The following is a 16,726-nucleotide window of genomic DNA, read 5'->3' as shown; positions in this document are numbered from 1 at the left end:
GATGCTGGAGACGTCTCGCGTGCCCGATTCCGACCTCTACCCCGTTCCCGCAGACTTCGCCGCCAAGGCCCATATGGATCGGCGAGCCTATGAGGCGGCGCGGATCGCGGCGCGCGAGACGCCCGAGGCCTTCTGGTCCGAACAGGCGAAACGCCTCGACTGGATCAAGGCGCCGACCAAGATCAAGGATGTCTCCTTCAGGAAGGAGGATTTCCGCATCCGCTGGTTCGAGGACGGCGTTCTGAACGTCGCCGCCAACTGCATCGACCGCCACCTGCCCCACCGCAAGGATGAGACCGCGATCATCTGGGAGGGCGACGACCCGGCGGACAGTCGTCACATCACCTACGGCGAGCTGCACGCGCAGGTCTGCCGCATGGCCAATGTACTGAAATCCCACGGGGCCAAGAAGGGCGACCGGGTCACCATCTATCTGCCGATGATCCCCGAGGCCGCCTACGCCATGCTGGCCTGCGCCCGGATCGGGGCGGTCCATTCCGTGGTCTTCGGCGGCTTTTCGCCCGACAGCCTGTGCGGTCGGATCGAGGACTGCGGCTCCAACCTGGTCATCACGGCCGACGAGGGCGTGCGCGGCGGCAAGATCGTGCCGCTGAAGGCCAATGTCGATGCGGCCCTGGAAAAGGTGAAGGTCGATACGGTTCTGGTGGTCCGCCGCACCGGCGCCGACGTGCCGATGATCGAAGGCCGCGACATCGACTACGCCGTCGAGGCGGCCGAGGCCTCGACCGACTGTCCGCCCGAGCCGATGAAGGCGGAAGATCCGTTGTTCATCCTCTACACCTCAGGTTCCACCGGAAAGCCGAAAGGCGTTCTTCACACGACGGGCGGCTATCTGTTCTGGGCCGCCTGGACCCATGAGCTGACGTTCGACTATCGCCCGGGCGAGGTCTTCTGGTGCACCGCCGACGTGGGCTGGGTCACGGGCCATTCCTATCTGGTCTATGGTCCGCTGGCGAACGCCGCGACCACCCTGATGTTCGAAGGCGTGCCCAACTATCCCGACGCCAGCCGGTTCTGGCAGGTGGTGGACAAGCACAAGGTGGAGGTCTTCTACACCGCCCCCACGGCCCTGCGCGCCCTGATGCGCGAAGGCGACGCGCCGGTGAAGGCCACGTCGCGCAAATCGCTGCGCCTGCTGGGCACGGTCGGCGAGCCGATCAATCCGGAGGCTTGGCGCTGGTATCACGAGGTGGTCGGGGACGGGCGCTGCCCGATCGTGGACACCTGGTGGCAGACCGAGACGGGCGGCCATCTGATCACCCCCCTGCCCGGCGCCACCGACCTGAAGCCGGGTTCGGCCACCCTGCCCCTGCCCGGCGTGGAGTTGCAGATCGTCGATGCGGAGGGCCAGGAACTGGTCGGCGCTGTCTCGGGCAATCTGTGCATCACCGACAGTTGGCCGGGCCAGATGCGCACCGTCTACGGCGATCATCAGCGCTTCTTCGAGACCTATTTCTCGACCTATCCCGGCCGGTATTTCACCGGCGACGGCTGCCGCCGGGATGCTGACGGCTATTACTGGATCACCGGCCGGGTCGACGACGTCATCAATGTCTCGGGCCACCGGATGGGCACGGCCGAGATCGAGAGCGCCCTGGTGCTGCACGACGACGTGGCCGAGGCGGCCGTGGTCGGCTATCCCCACGACATCAAGGGCCAGGGCATCTACGCCTATGTCACCCTGAACAAGGGGGTCGAGGCGACCGAGGATCTGCGCAAGGCCCTGGGCGCCCACGTCCGTCGCGAGATCGGCCCCATCGCCGCCCCGGATGTGATCCAGTGGGCGCCCGGCCTGCCCAAGACCCGGTCCGGCAAGATCATGCGCCGCATCCTGCGCAAGATCGCCGAGAACGAGATCGGCTCGCTGGGCGACACCTCGACCCTGGCCGATCCGTCGGTCGTCGAGGATCTGGTGAAGAACCGCGCGGGCTGATCAGGCCGGACTTGTGCGCCGCGCCCGGCGTCGTCAAAACCGGATCAAGGGGCCGGCTGTAGCGCCGAGGGCCCCAGTGCTTGGGTGGAGACGATAGGATGACGATCCGGTTCGACGGACAGGTGGCCATTGTGACAGGCGCGGGCGGTGGTCTGGGGCGGCAGCACGCCCTGGCCCTGGCGGCGCGCGGGGCCAAGGTGGTGGTCAATGATCTTGGCGGCGCCCGCGACGGTTCGGGCGGTTCCGTTACCGCCGCCGAGGCTGTCGTGGCCGAGATCGAGGCCGCCGGCGGCGAGGCCATGCCCAATGCCGCCTCAGTCACCGACTTCGCCGCCGTTCAGGCCATGGTGGAGGCGGCCATGGCGAAATGGTGTCGGGTCGATCTGCTGGTTAACAACGCCGGGGTCCTGCGCGACAAGACCTTCGCCAAGATGGAGCTGGAGGACTTCCGCTTCGTCGTGGACGTCCATCTGATGGGGGCGGTCAACTGCACCAAGGCGGTGTGGGAGATCATGCGCGGCCAGAACTACGGCCGCATCGTCATGACCACCTCGTCCTCGGGTCTGTACGGCAATTTCGGCCAGTCGAACTATGGGGCGGCCAAGATGGCCTTGGTCGGTCTGATGCAGACCCTGTCGATCGAGGGGGCCAAGAACGACATCCGCGTCAACTGCCTGGCGCCCACGGCCCATACCCGCATGACGGAAGACCTGGGCGCCGCCCTGCCCCTGGAGGCCCTGGATCCGGCGCTGGTGACGCCGGGTCTGCTGTATTTGCTGAGCCGGGAAGCGCCGAGCCGCTGTATCCTGGCGGCCGGCGCCGGCGGGTTCGAACGCGCCTATGTGACGCTGACCGAAGGCGTCCACATCTCGGGCGAGGATGCGCCGGAACAGGTGGCGGCCCAGTTCGACGCCATCTCCGACCGGGCGAAAGAGATCGTGCCGGAGATGGGCGCCGCCCAGGGGATGATCGAGCTGACCAAGGCCCAGAAGGCGCACGCCTCCTGAGCCTTCATGTCGGCGCGGTCAGCCGATCGCGCCGACGCAGCCTTCCGCCTCGCCCGGCGTCAGTTCCGCCTCGGTCAGGGCGATGGTCCAGCCGTGGTGGGTGTTCAGGCCCCAGCGACGAGCGCCGCCGCCGTCGCCGGCGTCTCCGCCGGCGGTGACGACCACGCGGCGGCCCTTCGGCAGGGCCGGCGGATCGATCTTGCCGACGGCCAGAGACGTCGGCGTCTCGCCGCCGTAACCGTCGAACACGCTCAGCATCGACCATTCACGGCGAAGGCCCATCCACCAGGCGTCCTCGGTATTGATGGCCAGAACGGCCACGCCATGGCCCTCGGCGGCGAAGGCCAGGGCCTTCTGCGGGTCGCGCACCATCTTGATGTCGGCGGCGGCGCCGAAGCGCAGGCGGGCGCCGTCATAGGCGCGGGTCGGTTCGATCGGGGCCCAGACCTGGACCTGCAGCCGGCCCTGACGCGCCAGCCCCCAGCCGACGATCTCGCGCCAGAGGTGTTCGACCGCCTCGGCGTTTTCGGGGCGGCACTTGGACAGCATCCGCGACAGGACAGTCTGCTCGCGGTCGGGGCGAAGCTTGGTGTGGGGGCCCGTGGGCGCGTCCTTGGCGCGGCCGACGGTGGCGGCGACGGCGAGACGTTGTTCGAACAGGGCCAGGATCTGATCGTCGATGGTGTCGATCTCGGCGCGCAGGGCGGCCAGGGCCTGTTGTTCAGGCGTCAGTTCAACCTGTTCAGGTCGGATCATCTGGACGTTGGAAGAGGACATGGGTTCGGGCTTTCGGCAAAGGCAGGATTTCGATGTGCAGGGGCGGACAGCCGCTCTGGTCCAGAGCGGTCGCCGGCGAGACAGTCAGGGACGAAGAGCGCCCGACGCCTCAGCCGGCGTATCGAAAGCCGTAAAAGCCGTAGCCGAAATAGAGGCCGGACACCGCGCGCGAACGGTCGAAGGAAACAGAAAGGGCGCGCTGGCGGGACATGGGTCCGGGTCCGGTTATGCGGATCGTTCGCGATCCGAGCGGCCTTAAAGCACGCAAAGACCGTGCGCCGTCAAGCCCTATCGGCCCCCAGGAGGACGAAACGCGTCCGGTTATTGCTGGAATCCTGAAGATCGTTGCGCAGGATCGACAGGCCATAGACCTCGGCGGCCCCTACCGGCGCAATGGCCGCCTGGGTCGGATCGCCCGCCTCGGCGACGTCGCGGGCGGCGCCGGCGGTGTCGAAATGCTCGACCACGTTCAGCTTCAGGCCCTTCAGTGTCCGTTCGCACTGAGCCAGGGCGATGGGGTGGCTGAGCACCCGCTTCAGATCGGCGATGCGCGCGCCGTCCAGTCCCATCAGGGCGTGGCGGATCGGCCGCCAGGCTTCGGCGACCACGCGAAGGCCGGAGTCGCGCACCAGGGTCGCGGCGGGTTCGACCACGCCGATGGAGGAGTTCTCGACCGGGATCAGGGCGCAGTCGCAGTCGCCGCCCTTCAGGGCTGCGATGGCCTCGGCGAAGGTCTCGAACGGCACAGCCTCGTCCCAGGGGCGAAGGGCCGTGCAGGCCTCATGACTGAAGGCGCCGGGCGCGCCCTGATAGGCGACCCGACCGGGCTTGTCGTCTTGCTGTGCTGGCTTGTTCATTTCGTCACTCACGGGGTCTAGCCCGAAAGCCTTCCCTTTGCTGGCCGCGATCAGACGGAGCATAGTTGTCCGAGCCGTGACCGTTTCGCGCCGTATCTGCGGCGCCGCTTTCGTCCCCACAAGCCGAATGTGATCGTGGGGTGCTTTCGGGCCGCGCATGGTGCGGGTAGCGTCGCAGTTCGCATCTTCCGGAGCCGCTCATGTCCGTCGTCACCAGCTCCAACCGTCGGGCCGTGTTGACGGGCCTGGCGGGAGCCCTTGCAGGCTGCGCGCCGACGCCTGCCGTCCTGCCGACGACAGGGTTTGCCCCGCGCCGGATCGCGCCGATCCTGATGACGCCCGAGCGGATCATACGCATCACCGTCTGCACCCGTCCTTTTCGCCCGACAGGCCCGCGCCTGAACGTGGAGGCGGTCGGCGAGACCAAGGTGGTTCACAACTATGGCCACGGCGGCAGCGGCTGGTCTTTGTCCTGGGGCTCCAGCGCTATCGCAGCGCGCAAGGCCATGGCCCTGGCGGGTCTGGCGGGCGGTCCGCCCGTGGTCGCGGTGATCGGCAGCGGCGCCCTCGGCTTGACGTCGGCGCTCCAGCTTCAGCGCATGGGCGCGCGGGTGACCATCTATGCGCGCGAACGCGCCGCCTTCACCCGATCCATGCGCGCCACAGGCAGTTGGACGCCGGACAGCCGCATCGCCGACGCTGATCGCGTCGCGGCTGACTTCCCCGCCCTTTGGGAACAGATGGCGCGCGAGACCTACGCCACTCACCAGACCTATCTGGGGACAGAAGGCGATCCGGTCGTCTTTAGCGACCGCTATATGCTGTCGGGCGCGGCCGACCTGCCGCGTACGGTCGAACCGCCGCCGATCCTTACCGCGCCTGGGATAAAGCCGATCCGATTCGCCGAATACAGGCTGGACGGGCTGGCGCCGCGATCCATCCCCCTGCCCGCTTCCGCCTCGCCCTTTCCGGTTGGGGAGACCCGGATGGTCAGCGCCATGCAGTTCAACGTCGCCGAACTGGCGCACCGGTTGGAGACCGAGTTTCTGAGCCAGGGCGGCCGGATCGAGACCCGCGCCTTCAACACGCCGGCGGATCTGACGGCCCTGCCCGAGAAGATCGTGATCAACTGCACCGGCTATGGCGCGAAGGCCCTGTTCGAGGACAAGGAGATGATCCCCGTGCGCGGCCAGATCGCCTGGCTCGCGCCCCAGCCCGAGGTCAACTACGGCCTGCATTTCCGGGGCGTGACCGTGCTGTCGCGACCGGACGGGATCGTGGTTCAGGCCACGCGCAATGACATGAACGGCGTCGGTATCGACGACGAGACGCCGGACCGAGCCGAGGCGAACGCGACCATCGGCCTCGTCGCCCCGCTGTTTCCGTCGATCAGGCCGCTTCCGAGCGGCTGATCCGGCCTGCCTTCAACCGCTCGGCCACCAGGAAGGCCAGCTCCAGCGCCTGGTCGGCGTTCAGGCGCGGGTCGCAGTGGGTGTGATAGCGGTTGGACAGGTCGTCCTCGGTCACGGCCTGGGCGCCGCCGATGCATTCGGTGACGTTCTGGCCGGTCATCTCCAGGTGGACGCCGCCGGGGTGGACGCCTTCCGCCTCCGCCACGTCGATGAAGGTCCGCACCTCGCTGAGGATCCGGTCGAACGGCCGGGTCTTGTAGCCGTTGCCGGCCTTCAGCGTATTGCCGTGCATCGGGTCAATGGACCAGATCACCTTGCGGCCCGAGGCCTTAACTTCGCGCATCAGCTTGGGCAGGCGTTCGCCGACCTTGTCGTGACCGAAGCGGCCGATCAGCGTCAGTCGGCCCGACACATTGTCCGGGTTCAGGACGTCGATCAGGGGCAGAAGGTCGTCGGCGGTCATGGTGGGTCCGCACTTCACGCCAATGGGGTTCTTGATCCCCTTCATGAACTCGACATGGGCGCCGTCCAGCTGACGCGTGCGTTCGCCGATCCACAGCATATGGGCCGAGGTGTCGAACCATTCGCCCGAACCGCCGTCCAGCCGCGTCAGGGCGCTCTCGACGTTCAGGAGAAGGGCCTCGTGGCTGGTGAAGACCTCGACCCGGCTCAGATCCGGATGGGTCTCGGGCGTGACGCCGACCGCCTCCATGAAGGCCAGGGCCTCGGTGATCTTGTCGGCCAGCTCGCGGTACTGGGCGCCGGCGGCGTTGTCGCCCGCAAAGCCCAGGGTCCAGCGATGGATGTTGTACAGGTCGGCGTAGCCGCCCCCCGCGAAGGCGCGCAGCAGATTCAGGGTCGAGGCCGACTGGTTGTAGGCCCGGATCAGACGCTGGGGGTCGGGCATGCGCTCTTCGGCCGTGAAGCCCATGCCGTTGATGATGTCGCCGCGGTAGCTGGGCAGTTCGACGCCGTCGATCTCTTCCAGAGGCGAAGAGCGCGGCTTGGCGAACTGGCCGGCGATCCGGCCCACCTTCACAACCGGCTTGCGCCCGGCGAAGGTCAGGACGACCGCCATCTGCAGGATCAGGCGGAAGGTGTCGCGGATATTGTCGGTCGAGAATTCCTTGAAGCTCTCGGCGCAGTCGCCGCCCTGGAGCAGGAAGGCCTCGCCCCGCTCGACCTGCGAGAGTTTAGACGTCAGTCGTCGCGCCTCGCCGGCGAAGACGAGCGGCGGCAGGGCGCGCAGTTCGTCCTCGACCAGGGCCAGGGCTTGCGGGTCCGGATAGTCCGCCGGCATGTGCAGGGCGGTCTTGGTTCTCCAGCTTTCGGGGGTCCAGCGTGTCATCCGGCAAGAATAGGACTTTGCCGCCGCCGGAACAACGAAAAGACGAACAGATATTGCGGCGGTGACCCGATTTTCGGTTTGCGGCGCCGGAAAAGCCGCCGTTTTGGCGCGCCCGGACCGTGAAATTTCCACGACATCGCCATCTGGCTCTGGCGTCCTGACGGGGCCGCCCCATCTCGTCGGAGGGGGACGAACCGTGAGCCGGAGATGCGCCATGACGTCTTACGACCTGACCCTGGACGAGATGCTGTCAGATCCCATCGTGCGTCGGCTGATGGAGCGCGACGGGGTCGCCGAGGCCGAGGTGCGCGGCCTGTCCGACTATGTACGGCGGCGGCGAGGCCCTCAGAACCGCTCTCCGACGCCCGCGCGTATCGGCGAGGAGCCGCGCGTCTTCATCGGCTAGGCCGGCTCGCAAGCTTCTTGCGTAGGAGCAGCCCGAGAGAGGCTGTGTCACAAGTTTTTGGCGGATAAAGCCCGACGGCCTTCATCTTTCTGTTTCATGAAGCGCGCATCGGTGGCATCGCTTGCGCCCCCTTCACCTTCCACCCACAAAGACCGATGTCCGAAGAATTCTATCGCATGAAGCGCCTGCCTCCGTATGTGATCGCGGAGACCAACGCCATGCGAGCCGCCGCCCGTCAGGCCGGCGAGGACGTCATCGATCTCGGCATGGGCAACCCGGACCTGCCGCCGCCGCCGCACGTCATCGACAAACTGTGTGAAGTGGCTCGAAAGCCGGACGCCCACGGCTATTCGGCCTCCAAGGGCATACCGGGCCTGCGTCGCGCCCAGGCCAATTATTACGGACGTCGTTTCGGCGTCGATCTGGACCCCGAGACCGAGGTGATCGTCACCATGGGCTCCAAGGAGGGTCTGGCCAGTCTGGCAACCGCCATCACCGAACCGGGTGACGTCGTCCTGGCGCCGAACCCCTCCTATCCGATCCACACCTTCGGCTTCATCATAGCGGGCGCCGCCATCCGCAGCGTGCCGACGACGCCGGACGAGCGCTATTTCGAGGCGCTGGAGCGGGCCATGGCCTATACGGTGCCGCGCCCCAAGGTTCTGGTGATGAACTATCCGTCGAACCCGACGGCGGAGACGGTCGATCTGGCCTTCTATGAGCGGGTCGTCGCCTTCGCCAAGGCCAATGACCTCTGGATCATCAGCGACCTGGCCTATTCCGAACTCTATTACGACGGCAAGCCGACCGTCTCGATCCTGCAGGTGCCGGGCGCCAAGGACGTTGCGATCGAGTTCACCTCCCTGTCAAAGACCTACAGCATGGCCGGCTGGCGCATCGGCTTCGCCGTCGGCAATCGCAAGCTGATCGCCGCCATGGCGCGGGTGAAGTCCTATCTCGACTACGGCGCCTATACGCCGATCCAGGCGGCCGCCGTCGCGGCTCTGAACGGTCCGCAGGACATCGTGGATCAGAACCGCGCCCTGTATCATCGACGCCGTGACGTCCTGATCGACAGTTTCGCGCGGGCGGGGTGGGACATACCCAAGCCCGCCGCCTCCATGTTCGCCTGGGCGCCCGTGCCCCCCGCCCTCGCCCACCTGGGAAGCCTGGAATTCTCCAAGCAACTGTTGACCCACGCCAAGGTCGCGGTGGCGGCAGGCGTCGGCTACGGCGAGAACGGCGAGGGCTTCGTGCGCATCGCCCTGGTCGAGAACGAGCACCGGATCCGTCAGGCCGCGCGCAACATCAAGACCTATTTGAAGTCGATGGGCGTCAATGTGCCGCCGGGACGCGACGTGCCGGACGTCTGAGGAATAGGCTCTAAGGCCGGCTTCTGACTTCCCAGTCCAGGGTCCAGCGGTTCGGGCTGGCGCGCTTCAGCTCTGTCACGGCCGCCGGCACCTGGCGGTCCAGCCCGTCCAGAAGCGCCACCCCCTGGCTGACGGAGGCGATGGTGGCGTTGGTCTGCCAGAAGGGCCCGCCCAGGCCTCTGAGCGAGAAGCGGATATGGACCATGTCGTTGATCTGCGGCATCGACGCCCTCGTCGCGTTCGCAAGCTGAGCTGCAAGGCGTCTATGATGGAAAAGATGGTGGATGCGACAGGGATTGAACCTGTGACCCCCTCGGTGTGAACGAGGTGCTCTCCCGCTGAGCTACGCATCCATGCCTTGCGGAGGCGGCGACATAGCCCGGTCGATCGCGCGGCGCAAGCGTCCGTTTCAGATTCCCGCCGCCTGAACGGCTTCGGGCGTCTCCGCCTCCGGATCGCCGGGCAGCCAGGCCACGTGGCCGTCATAGATATCGACGTTCAGAATGCCTTCCTCCCTGGCCACCAAGACCGGGACCAGCATCTGACCGGTCACGTTCGTCGCCGTCCGCATCATGTCGATGACCCGGTCGATGGCGACGATATAGCCGATGCCTTCCAGCGGCAGGCCGGCGGTGGACAGGGTCAGGGTCAGCATGACGATCGAGGTTCCCGGAACCCCCGCCGTCCCCAGCGAGCCCAAGACCGCAGTCAGGCCGATCAGTATGTATTGGGTCAGGGTCAGGTCGATCTGAAAATACTGGGCGATGAAGATCGAGGCGATGGCGGGATAGATGGCGCCGCACCCGTCCATCTTCACATTGGCGCCCAGAGGCACGGCGAAGGCGGCGTAGGCCTGGGGCACGCCCAGCCGCTCGACCGTCTGGCGCAGGGTGATCGGCAGGGTTCCCAGCGACGACGAGGTGGCGAAGGCGGTCTGCTGGGCCGCGAAGGCGCCGCGGAAGAAGCTGACGACCTTCAGGCCATGGAGCTTCAGCAGCCCCGAATAGACGACCAGTATGTGGAACAGGCAGGCGGCGTAGATGGCGCCGATAAACTTCAGCAGGGGCAGAAGCGCCTCCCAGCCATAGCCGCCGACGACCGAGCCGATCAGGCCGAAGACGCCGATGGGGGTCAGCTGGATCACCCAGCGGGTGATGCGGAATATGACTGACGCCCCCTCGTCCACCAGTCGCCGCACGCCCTGGGCCCGATCGCCCAGCGCGACCAGAGCCATGCCGACCAGGGCGGAGAAGAAGATGATCTGCAACACCTTGCCTTCGGCCAAGGCGGCGAAGGGATTGGTGGGGACGACGCCGATCAGCACCTCCAGCGGCGTCGGAATGACCCTTTCCTTGACCTCGCCCAGCGGCAGGTTCGACAGGCCCACGCCCGGATTGATCAGATGGCCGAAGGCGAAACCGACCAGCACGGCCAGCAGCGACGTGATCGCGAACCAGACGAGGGTGCGCACGCCCAGGCGGACGGCCCCCGCCCCTTCTCCCAGCTTGGCGATCGAGCTGGCGATGGTGAACAGCACCAGGGGCGCCACCACCATACGGATCAGGTTCAGATAGACGTCGCCGATCGGCTGCAGCCAGATCTCGGCCCTTTCACGCAGGATCAGGCCGGCGATCACCCCCAGGGCGAGGCCCGCGAAGGTGCGCTGCCAAAGCGGAATCTGGAAGAAGCGGGAGATCATGAAGGGCGCTTTCGGCTGGGATGGGCCAATCTGTCCATCGGCCCGCCGTTCCGCAACCGTCGTCGTGCCCGAACATGGCCAGTTTTCCTGCGTGCAGGCTTAAGCGCAGCTCTTTCAGGCCTTCAGGGCCCGCCTTACGTAAAACTCGGCCAGAATGCCGTCGATCGCCTCTTCCACGTCTTCGAAGGCGTCGATCAGGACGTCTCCGCCCAGGGTGTCCACCGGCACGGGCGTGTAGCCGAAGGTGGTCAGGACACAGGGCATGTCGGCGTCGCGGGCCGCCTCGGCGTCGGGCGCGGCGTCGCCGACCATGATCGCGCGGGCCGGGTCACCGCCCGCCATCGCCACAGCCTCTTTCAGATGCGCGCCAGAGGGTTTGCGCGCGCTGACCCGATCGGGGCCGGCGACGGCCAGGAAATGGCGGCGAAGATCAAGCCGGTCCAGCAAAAGTTCAGACAGGTCCGACCGCTTGTTGGTGGCGACCACCAAGACTGCGCCGCGTTCGGCCAGGCGTTCCAAGGTCTCGACGACACCCTCGAACGCCCGCGAGCCGTCGGCGATATGGGCGGTGTAATCGACCAGGAACCGCTCAAAGAGCGCATCGGACCGGGCCCGTTCCACATCGGCGCCGGCCGCCTCGAACCCATGCGCCAACAGCGCGCGCGCGCCCGAGCCGATCAGGGTTCTCGCCACTTCGGGTGGCGCAGGGGGCAATCCCTCCTCGACCAGCAGACGGTTCAGGGTTCCAACCAGATCCGGAGCGGAATCGACCAGGGTGCCGTCCAGATCGAAGAGGACGGTCCAGCCGTCCAGGTCACGCAGGCTCATATCTTCGTCCTGTCCGCCTAGAAGAGCACGGAGGGGTTCATGATCCGCTGCGGATCGATGGCGCGCCGGATGGCGGCCATGGTCTCGATCTCCAGCGGCGACTTGTAGCGTTTGACCTCTTCGGTCTTCAGCCGACCCAGGCCGTGTTCGGCCGAGATTGAGCCGTCGTAACGCCCGACGACGTCGTGAACGACCTGCGAGCCCTCTTTCCAGCGGCCGATAAAGGCCGCCACATCCTCGCCGACGCCGGGCAGGATGTCGTAGTGCAGATTGCCGTCGCCGACGTGGCCGAACACCGAGACACGGGCGCCGGGATGGAAGCGCTCGACGGCCGCCGTGGCTTCTTCGATGAATTCGGCGATACGGCTGATCGGGACGGAGACGTCGTGTTTCCACCCGCCGCCCTCCGGCTTCAGGGCCGCCGAATGCTCTTCACGCAGCCGCCAGAAGGCGGCGCGTTGCGCATCGTTCTGCGCTATGGCGGCGTCGGTGATCAGCCCCTCCTCGAAGGCGACTTCCAGCAGCCGCTCCATCTGGGCCTCGGCGCCCCCCGCCGTCCCGGACGCGATCTCGATCAGCACATACCAATTCGGCGTCGTGTCCAGCGGTTCGCGGGTGTCGGGGATGTTCTTGAGCACCAGCTCCATGCCCATACGTTTCATCAACTCAAAGGCCTCGACCCCGCCGCCGGTCTCCGCCTTGGCGCGGGCGAGCAGTTCGATGGACGCCGCAGCCGTTTCCAGGGCGACCACGGCGACCGCGCGTGACCGCATGATCGGAAACAGCTTCAGGGTGGCCGCGGTGACGACGCCCAGGGTGCCCTCCGCGCCGATCAGCAACTGCTTGAGATCATAGCCTGTATTGTCCTTTCGCAGCCGCTTCAGTCCGTGAAAGACCTCGCCGTTCGGCAGGACCGCCTCCAGGCCCAGGACCAGGTCCCGCATCATCCCGTAGCGCAGCACCTGGGTGCCGCCGGCGTTGGTGGAGATCACCCCCCCGATCGTCGCCGAGCCCTCGGCCGCCAGGCTGAGCGGAAAGGCCCGTCCCGCCGCCGCCGCCGCCTGCTGGGCCTCCAGCAGGGTTAGACCCGCCTCCACCGTCATGGCGTCGTCCAATGGGGTCACGTCGCGCACGGCGCGCATCTTCTTGAGAGACAACAACACCTCGCCGAACGGGATCTGTCCCCCGACCAGGCTCGTGCCCCCGCCCTGGGGGGTGACGGCCACGCCCGACTGGGCGCAGATGGCGATCACCTTGGCGGTCTCCTCGGTCGAGCGCGGCGTCAGCAAAATAGGCGTATGGCCCGTCCAGCGGTTTCGCCACTCCGTCAGGGACGGGGCGATGACCTCTGGATCCTGGGTCCAGCCGCCAGGGCCGAGGGCGGCCTTCAGCGCGTCGAGGACAGCGGTTGAGGGAATGGCGTGGGGCATTCGCCCCTTTTGTCAGGCGTCGCGATCGGTTGAAAGGCGTTTTCGCGCCATTTCACCTCCTCCCTTATCTGCCGTACAAGACGCCATGGCTCCGCTTCGTCCCGACACCCTGGCCGTCGCCCTGGCGCGCATCTTCGAAGGACCGATGATCGATCGCGCCAGTTGGTTCGCCCTGACCGGGGGCGAGCGGCTGTTTGCGGCGGGCGATCCGTCCGACACCCTCTATCTGGTCCGCTCGGGCCGGCTGGGGGTGTTTCACGTCGAGACGGATCAGCCGCCCCAGCTGGTCGGCGTCATCCGGCCCGGAGAGCCGGTCGGCGAAATGGCCATGGTGGCCGGCACCCCGCACACCGCGGACGTGGTCGCCCTGCGCGACACCGAAATCCTGGCCCTGCCGCGCGAAGCCTTCTTCGACGCCGCTCGATCCGAGCCGGATCTGCTGGTCGAACTGTCGCGCCTGATGATCCATCGCGCCCGCGAGCGGGCCGTGGGCGCCGCCGAGCCCAGCGTCTTCGGCTTCGTCTCGGCCCGCCCGCGCCCGATCCGCGCCTTCGTCGAACGGATCGCGGCGGGCGTCCAGGCCATGGGCTTCACCTGCAAGGTGATCGATCAGTCGGCTCTCAGCTCGGCCGCCGAATGGTTCAGCCGGGTCGAGGACGACCACGACTATGTCCTCTATGTCGCCGAACTGGACCAGAAGGCCTGGGCCGAGCTGTGCGCCCGCCAGGTCGATCGCCTGTTCATCGTCGGCAGCGGGCTTCTGGCCCCGCCGTCGGATCTGCCCCGGCGTATGGGCTTCGGCGACGGCCGGCGTCTGACCGATCTGATCCTGCTGCGCGATCCGCGCATGAACCGGCCGGCCAACACTCGCGTCTGGCTCAATGTGCTCCAGCCGGACCGCTGGTTCCATTGCGTCGAGGGAGTCGAGACCGATTCAGACCGCATGGCCCGCGTCATCACGGGCACGGCGGTCGGCCTGGTCCTATCGGGCGGCGGGGCGCGGGCCTATTGCCACATGGGGGCGATCAAGGCCCTGGAGGAGGCCCGGGTCCCCATCGACTTCGTCGGGGGCGCCTCCATGGGGGCGGTGGTGGCGGCCGGACCGGCCATGGGCTGGTCGTTCGAGCGGCTGGACTTCGAGATCCGTCGCGCCTTCGTCGAATCCGACCCCTTGTCCGACCTGGCCTTTCCCATCATCGCCATGTCGCGCGCCCGCAAGGTGGCCCGGCTGCTGGAGCGGGCCTATGGCGACACCGATCTGGCCGATCTCTGCCTGCCCTTCTTCTGCGTCTCCTCCAACCTGACGTCCGGCCGGATCGAGGTTCATCGCGCGGGCCTGATGCGCCGGGCCATGCGCGCCTCGATCGCCATTCCCGGCGTCCTTCCGCCCGTGGTCATGGACGGCCAGGTTCTGGTGGACGGGGCGGTGCTGAAGAACTTCCCCACCAGCGTGATGCGCCAGCTGAACAACGGCCCCATCATCGGCGTGGACATGTCCCAGACCCGCGGCGTCGATCCGGCCGCCCTGGAGAATCCCCCCTCCTGGTGGAAATGGGTGCTGTCGGGCGCCTGGAAGGCCGGCCCGCCCATCGTCTCCATCCTGATGCGCTCGGCCACCATCACCACCGACGCCGAGATGGAGCAGTCGCGCGCCGCCGCCGACGTCCTGATCCTGCCGCGAACCGGCGGGACCGACATCCGCGACTGGAAGGCCTATGAGGAGCCGGTCGCCTCAGGCTACGCGGCGACCCGGGCGGCCCTGGCGGACCTGCCCGTTCCCGTCACCCACCTGCGGCGGCGATCCCGCGCCTTCGACCTGTAAGTTCAGAGCGGGGCGCAGGCCTGTTCCAGCCAGGCCCGCACCTCGCCCTCGACCAGGGGGCCGACCTTGGCCAGGGTCTCGGCGTGATAGGCGTCGACATAGGCCCGCTCGTCCGGGGTCAGCAGATCGACGTCGATCAGCTTGCGGTCGATCGGGGCGAAGGTCAGCTGTTCGAACCCGTGCATCGGCCGCTCGCCGCCCTCGAGAACCACGGCCGGCGTCACCACCTGCAGGGTCTCGATGCGGACGCCCCAATGGCCCTCGCGGTAATAGCCGGGCTCGTTGGACAGGATCATCCCCTCCAGCAGCGGCTGGCTGGTGCCCCATTTGGCGATCCGCTGCGGCCCCTCGTGGACGCCCAGATAGGAGCCGACGCCGTGGCCGGTCCCATGGTCGTAATCCAGCCCCGCCGCCCACATCGGCGCCCGCGCTATGGCGTCCAGCGCCATGCCGCTGGTCCCCGCCGGGAAGCGGATCGTCGCCATGGCGATATGGGCCTTCAGCACCAGGGTGAACTTGTGACGCTGGTCCGCCGTCGGCTCGCCCACCGCCATGGTGCGGGTCACGTCGGTCGTCCCGTCCAGATACTGGCCGCCGCCGTCCACCAGCAGCAGGGAGCCCTTCTCGATCTTGCGGATCGTGGCCCCGACCGGCTTGTAATGCGGCAGGGCGCCGTTCGGCCCGGCCCCGGCGATGGTGTCGAAGCTCAGATCTTTCAGGGCGCCCGTCGCCTCGCGGAACCGCTCCAGGGTCTCCACCACCTCGCGCTCGTCCGGCAGGGTCTGCTGGGCGACCGTGTCGACCCAGTGCAGGAAGTTGGCCAGGGCGGCGCCGTCGCGGATATGGGCCCGGCGGCTGCCCTCGATCTCGACCGCATTCTTGGTCGCGCGAGGCAGGGCGCAGGGGTCCGCCGCCCGCACCACCGTCGCCCCCGCCTGCTCCAGCCGGTCGAAATACCAGGCGGACGACAGGGCCGGATCGATCATCACCTTCTTGCCGGCCAGACTATCCAGCGCCTCGGCCAGCCGTTCGGGTGCCTCCAGCCGCACGTCGTCGCCCAGCCAGCCGGGCAGTTCATTGGTCACCTTGGCCGGGTCGAGGAACAGGCGCGCCTTGCCGTCGGCCTCCAGCACGGCCTGGCCGATGGGCAGGGGCGAGCGGATCACATCGCCGCCGCGCACATTGAACAGCCAGGCGATCGACATGGGCGCGGTCAAAACCACGGCCTCGGCGCCGGCGTCCGCCACGGCCCGACCGATCCGCGCCCGCTTCGACGCATGGGGCTCGCCGGAATAGACGTCCTCGTGCGGCGTGACCGGGGCGGTCGGCTGGGCCGGACGATCCGCCCCCCAGGCCAGGTCCAGCGGATTGGCCTCGACCGGCTTCAGCTCCGCCCCCGCCTTCTGGGCCGCCGCCTTCAGGGGGACAAGGGCGTCGGGACTGTGCAGACGCGGATCATAGCCGATCATCTGGCCGGGCTTGGCCGTCTCCAGATAGGCGGCGACCGCGTTCAGGTCGCGCCGTTCGAACAGGGCCGGATCGGTCTGGACCTTGACCTGCACCGTATAGCGACCGTCGGTGAACATGCTGGCCCGGTCCTGGAACACCACCGCCGCCCCGGCCGAGCCGGTGAAGCCGGTGGCCCAGGCCAGCCGCTCGTTGGCGTCGGGCAGATATTCGTTCTGATGCTCGTCCTCGTGCGGGATCAGGAAGCCGTCCAGCCCCTGCCTGGCCATCTCGGCGCGCAGCAGCGGCAGGTGTTTGGCCCCGAAGGACGGATCGGTGGTCTCGTCGAAGGTCTGGCGCATGGTCT

The 16,726-nt window shown here is 67.6% G+C and carries 14 protein-coding genes and 1 tRNA gene; 6 read left to right on the top strand and 9 right to left on the bottom strand.

Annotated elements, in window-relative coordinates:
- Position 1: 1 nt before the first annotated feature.
- Together acs and ACW178_RS10045 are read left to right on the top strand one after the other, a co-directional pair.
- A complete protein-coding gene (gene acs, locus ACW178_RS10050) occupies positions 2 to 1,954 on the top strand; it encodes an acetate--CoA ligase (RefSeq protein WP_492024515.1) in 1,953 nt (650 codons plus the stop codon).
- Between the two features lie 98 nt (positions 1,955 to 2,052).
- The gene (locus ACW178_RS10045; protein ID WP_191557816.1) at positions 2,053 to 2,961 is read left to right on the top strand and encodes an SDR family NAD(P)-dependent oxidoreductase; all 909 of its coding nucleotides are present in this window, start codon (positions 2,053 to 2,055) and stop codon (positions 2,959 to 2,961) included.
- Between the two features lie 18 nt (positions 2,962 to 2,979).
- On the opposite strand, the gene ACW178_RS10040 is transcribed toward ACW178_RS10045, so the two are convergent.
- The gene (locus ACW178_RS10040; protein WP_054765764.1) at positions 2,980 to 3,738 is read right to left on the bottom strand and encodes a chorismate mutase; all 759 of its coding nucleotides are present in this window, start codon (positions 3,736 to 3,738) and stop codon (positions 2,980 to 2,982) included.
- A gap of 281 nt (positions 3,739 to 4,019) precedes the next feature.
- The gene (locus ACW178_RS10035; RefSeq protein WP_191557815.1) at positions 4,020 to 4,595 is read right to left on the bottom strand and encodes a prephenate dehydratase domain-containing protein; all 576 of its coding nucleotides are present in this window, start codon (positions 4,593 to 4,595) and stop codon (positions 4,020 to 4,022) included.
- 200 nt (positions 4,596 to 4,795) lie between these two features.
- Here ACW178_RS10035 and ACW178_RS10030 point away from each other — a divergent pair, with 200 nt between their 5' ends.
- A complete protein-coding gene (locus ACW178_RS10030; RefSeq protein ID WP_287106070.1) occupies positions 4,796 to 6,007 on the top strand; it encodes an FAD-dependent oxidoreductase in 1,212 nt (403 codons plus the stop codon).
- Here the strand turns inward: ACW178_RS10030 and ACW178_RS10025 are convergent.
- A complete protein-coding gene (locus tag ACW178_RS10025; RefSeq protein ID WP_183215549.1) occupies positions 5,985 to 7,355 on the bottom strand; it encodes a class II 3-deoxy-7-phosphoheptulonate synthase in 1,371 nt (456 codons plus the stop codon). The two genes, ACW178_RS10030 and ACW178_RS10025, sit on opposite strands and share 23 nt — an antisense overlap.
- Before the next feature lie 214 nt (positions 7,356 to 7,569).
- Here ACW178_RS10025 and ACW178_RS10020 point away from each other — a divergent pair, with 214 nt between their 5' ends.
- Together ACW178_RS10020 and ACW178_RS10015 are read left to right on the top strand one after the other, a co-directional pair.
- Positions 7,570 to 7,761, top strand: coding sequence for a hypothetical protein (locus ACW178_RS10020; protein ID WP_054765761.1), 192 nt, complete (start codon positions 7,570 to 7,572; stop codon positions 7,759 to 7,761).
- Positions 7,762 to 7,916: 155 nt separating this feature from the next.
- Positions 7,917 to 9,134, top strand: coding sequence for an LL-diaminopimelate aminotransferase (locus tag ACW178_RS10015; RefSeq protein ID WP_191555718.1), 1,218 nt, complete (start codon positions 7,917 to 7,919; stop codon positions 9,132 to 9,134).
- A gap of 10 nt (positions 9,135 to 9,144) precedes the next feature.
- Here the strand turns inward: ACW178_RS10015 and ACW178_RS10010 are convergent, their stop codons facing one another.
- The 5 genes from ACW178_RS10010 to ACW178_RS09990 form a co-directional block, all read right to left on the bottom strand.
- A complete protein-coding gene (locus tag ACW178_RS10010; protein ID WP_287106068.1) occupies positions 9,145 to 9,357 on the bottom strand; it encodes a hypothetical protein in 213 nt (70 codons plus the stop codon).
- A 55-nt stretch (positions 9,358 to 9,412) separates the two neighbouring features.
- Positions 9,413 to 9,487 (bottom strand) — tRNA-Val (locus tag ACW178_RS10005).
- Positions 9,488 to 9,543: 56 nt separating this feature from the next.
- Positions 9,544 to 10,833, bottom strand: a complete 1,290-nt coding sequence (locus tag ACW178_RS10000) for a dicarboxylate/amino acid:cation symporter (protein WP_182713586.1) — start codon at positions 10,831 to 10,833, stop codon at positions 9,544 to 9,546.
- A 114-nt stretch (positions 10,834 to 10,947) separates the two neighbouring features.
- Positions 10,948 to 11,661, bottom strand: coding sequence for an HAD-IA family hydrolase (locus tag ACW178_RS09995; protein WP_287106066.1), 714 nt, complete (start codon positions 11,659 to 11,661; stop codon positions 10,948 to 10,950).
- Positions 11,662 to 11,678: 17 nt separating this feature from the next.
- Positions 11,679 to 13,091, bottom strand: a complete 1,413-nt coding sequence (locus ACW178_RS09990; protein WP_287106065.1) for an FAD-binding oxidoreductase — start codon at positions 13,089 to 13,091, stop codon at positions 11,679 to 11,681.
- A gap of 85 nt (positions 13,092 to 13,176) precedes the next feature.
- On the opposite strand from ACW178_RS09990, the gene ACW178_RS09985 reads away from it, so the two are divergent.
- Complete coding sequence (locus ACW178_RS09985) at positions 13,177 to 14,913, top strand: patatin-like phospholipase family protein (RefSeq protein WP_054765756.1); 1,737 nt, start codon at positions 13,177 to 13,179, stop codon at positions 14,911 to 14,913.
- 2 nt (positions 14,914 to 14,915) lie between these two features.
- On the opposite strand, the gene ACW178_RS09980 is transcribed toward ACW178_RS09985, so the two are convergent.
- Positions 14,916 to 16,721, bottom strand: a complete 1,806-nt coding sequence (locus ACW178_RS09980; protein ID WP_287106062.1) for an aminopeptidase P family protein — start codon at positions 16,719 to 16,721, stop codon at positions 14,916 to 14,918.
- Between the last annotated feature and the right edge of the window lie 5 nt (positions 16,722 to 16,726).

The sequence above is a fragment of the Brevundimonas sp. AVps4 genome (assembly GCF_058681525.1).
This window is presented reverse-complemented; position numbering and strand designations above follow the sequence as displayed.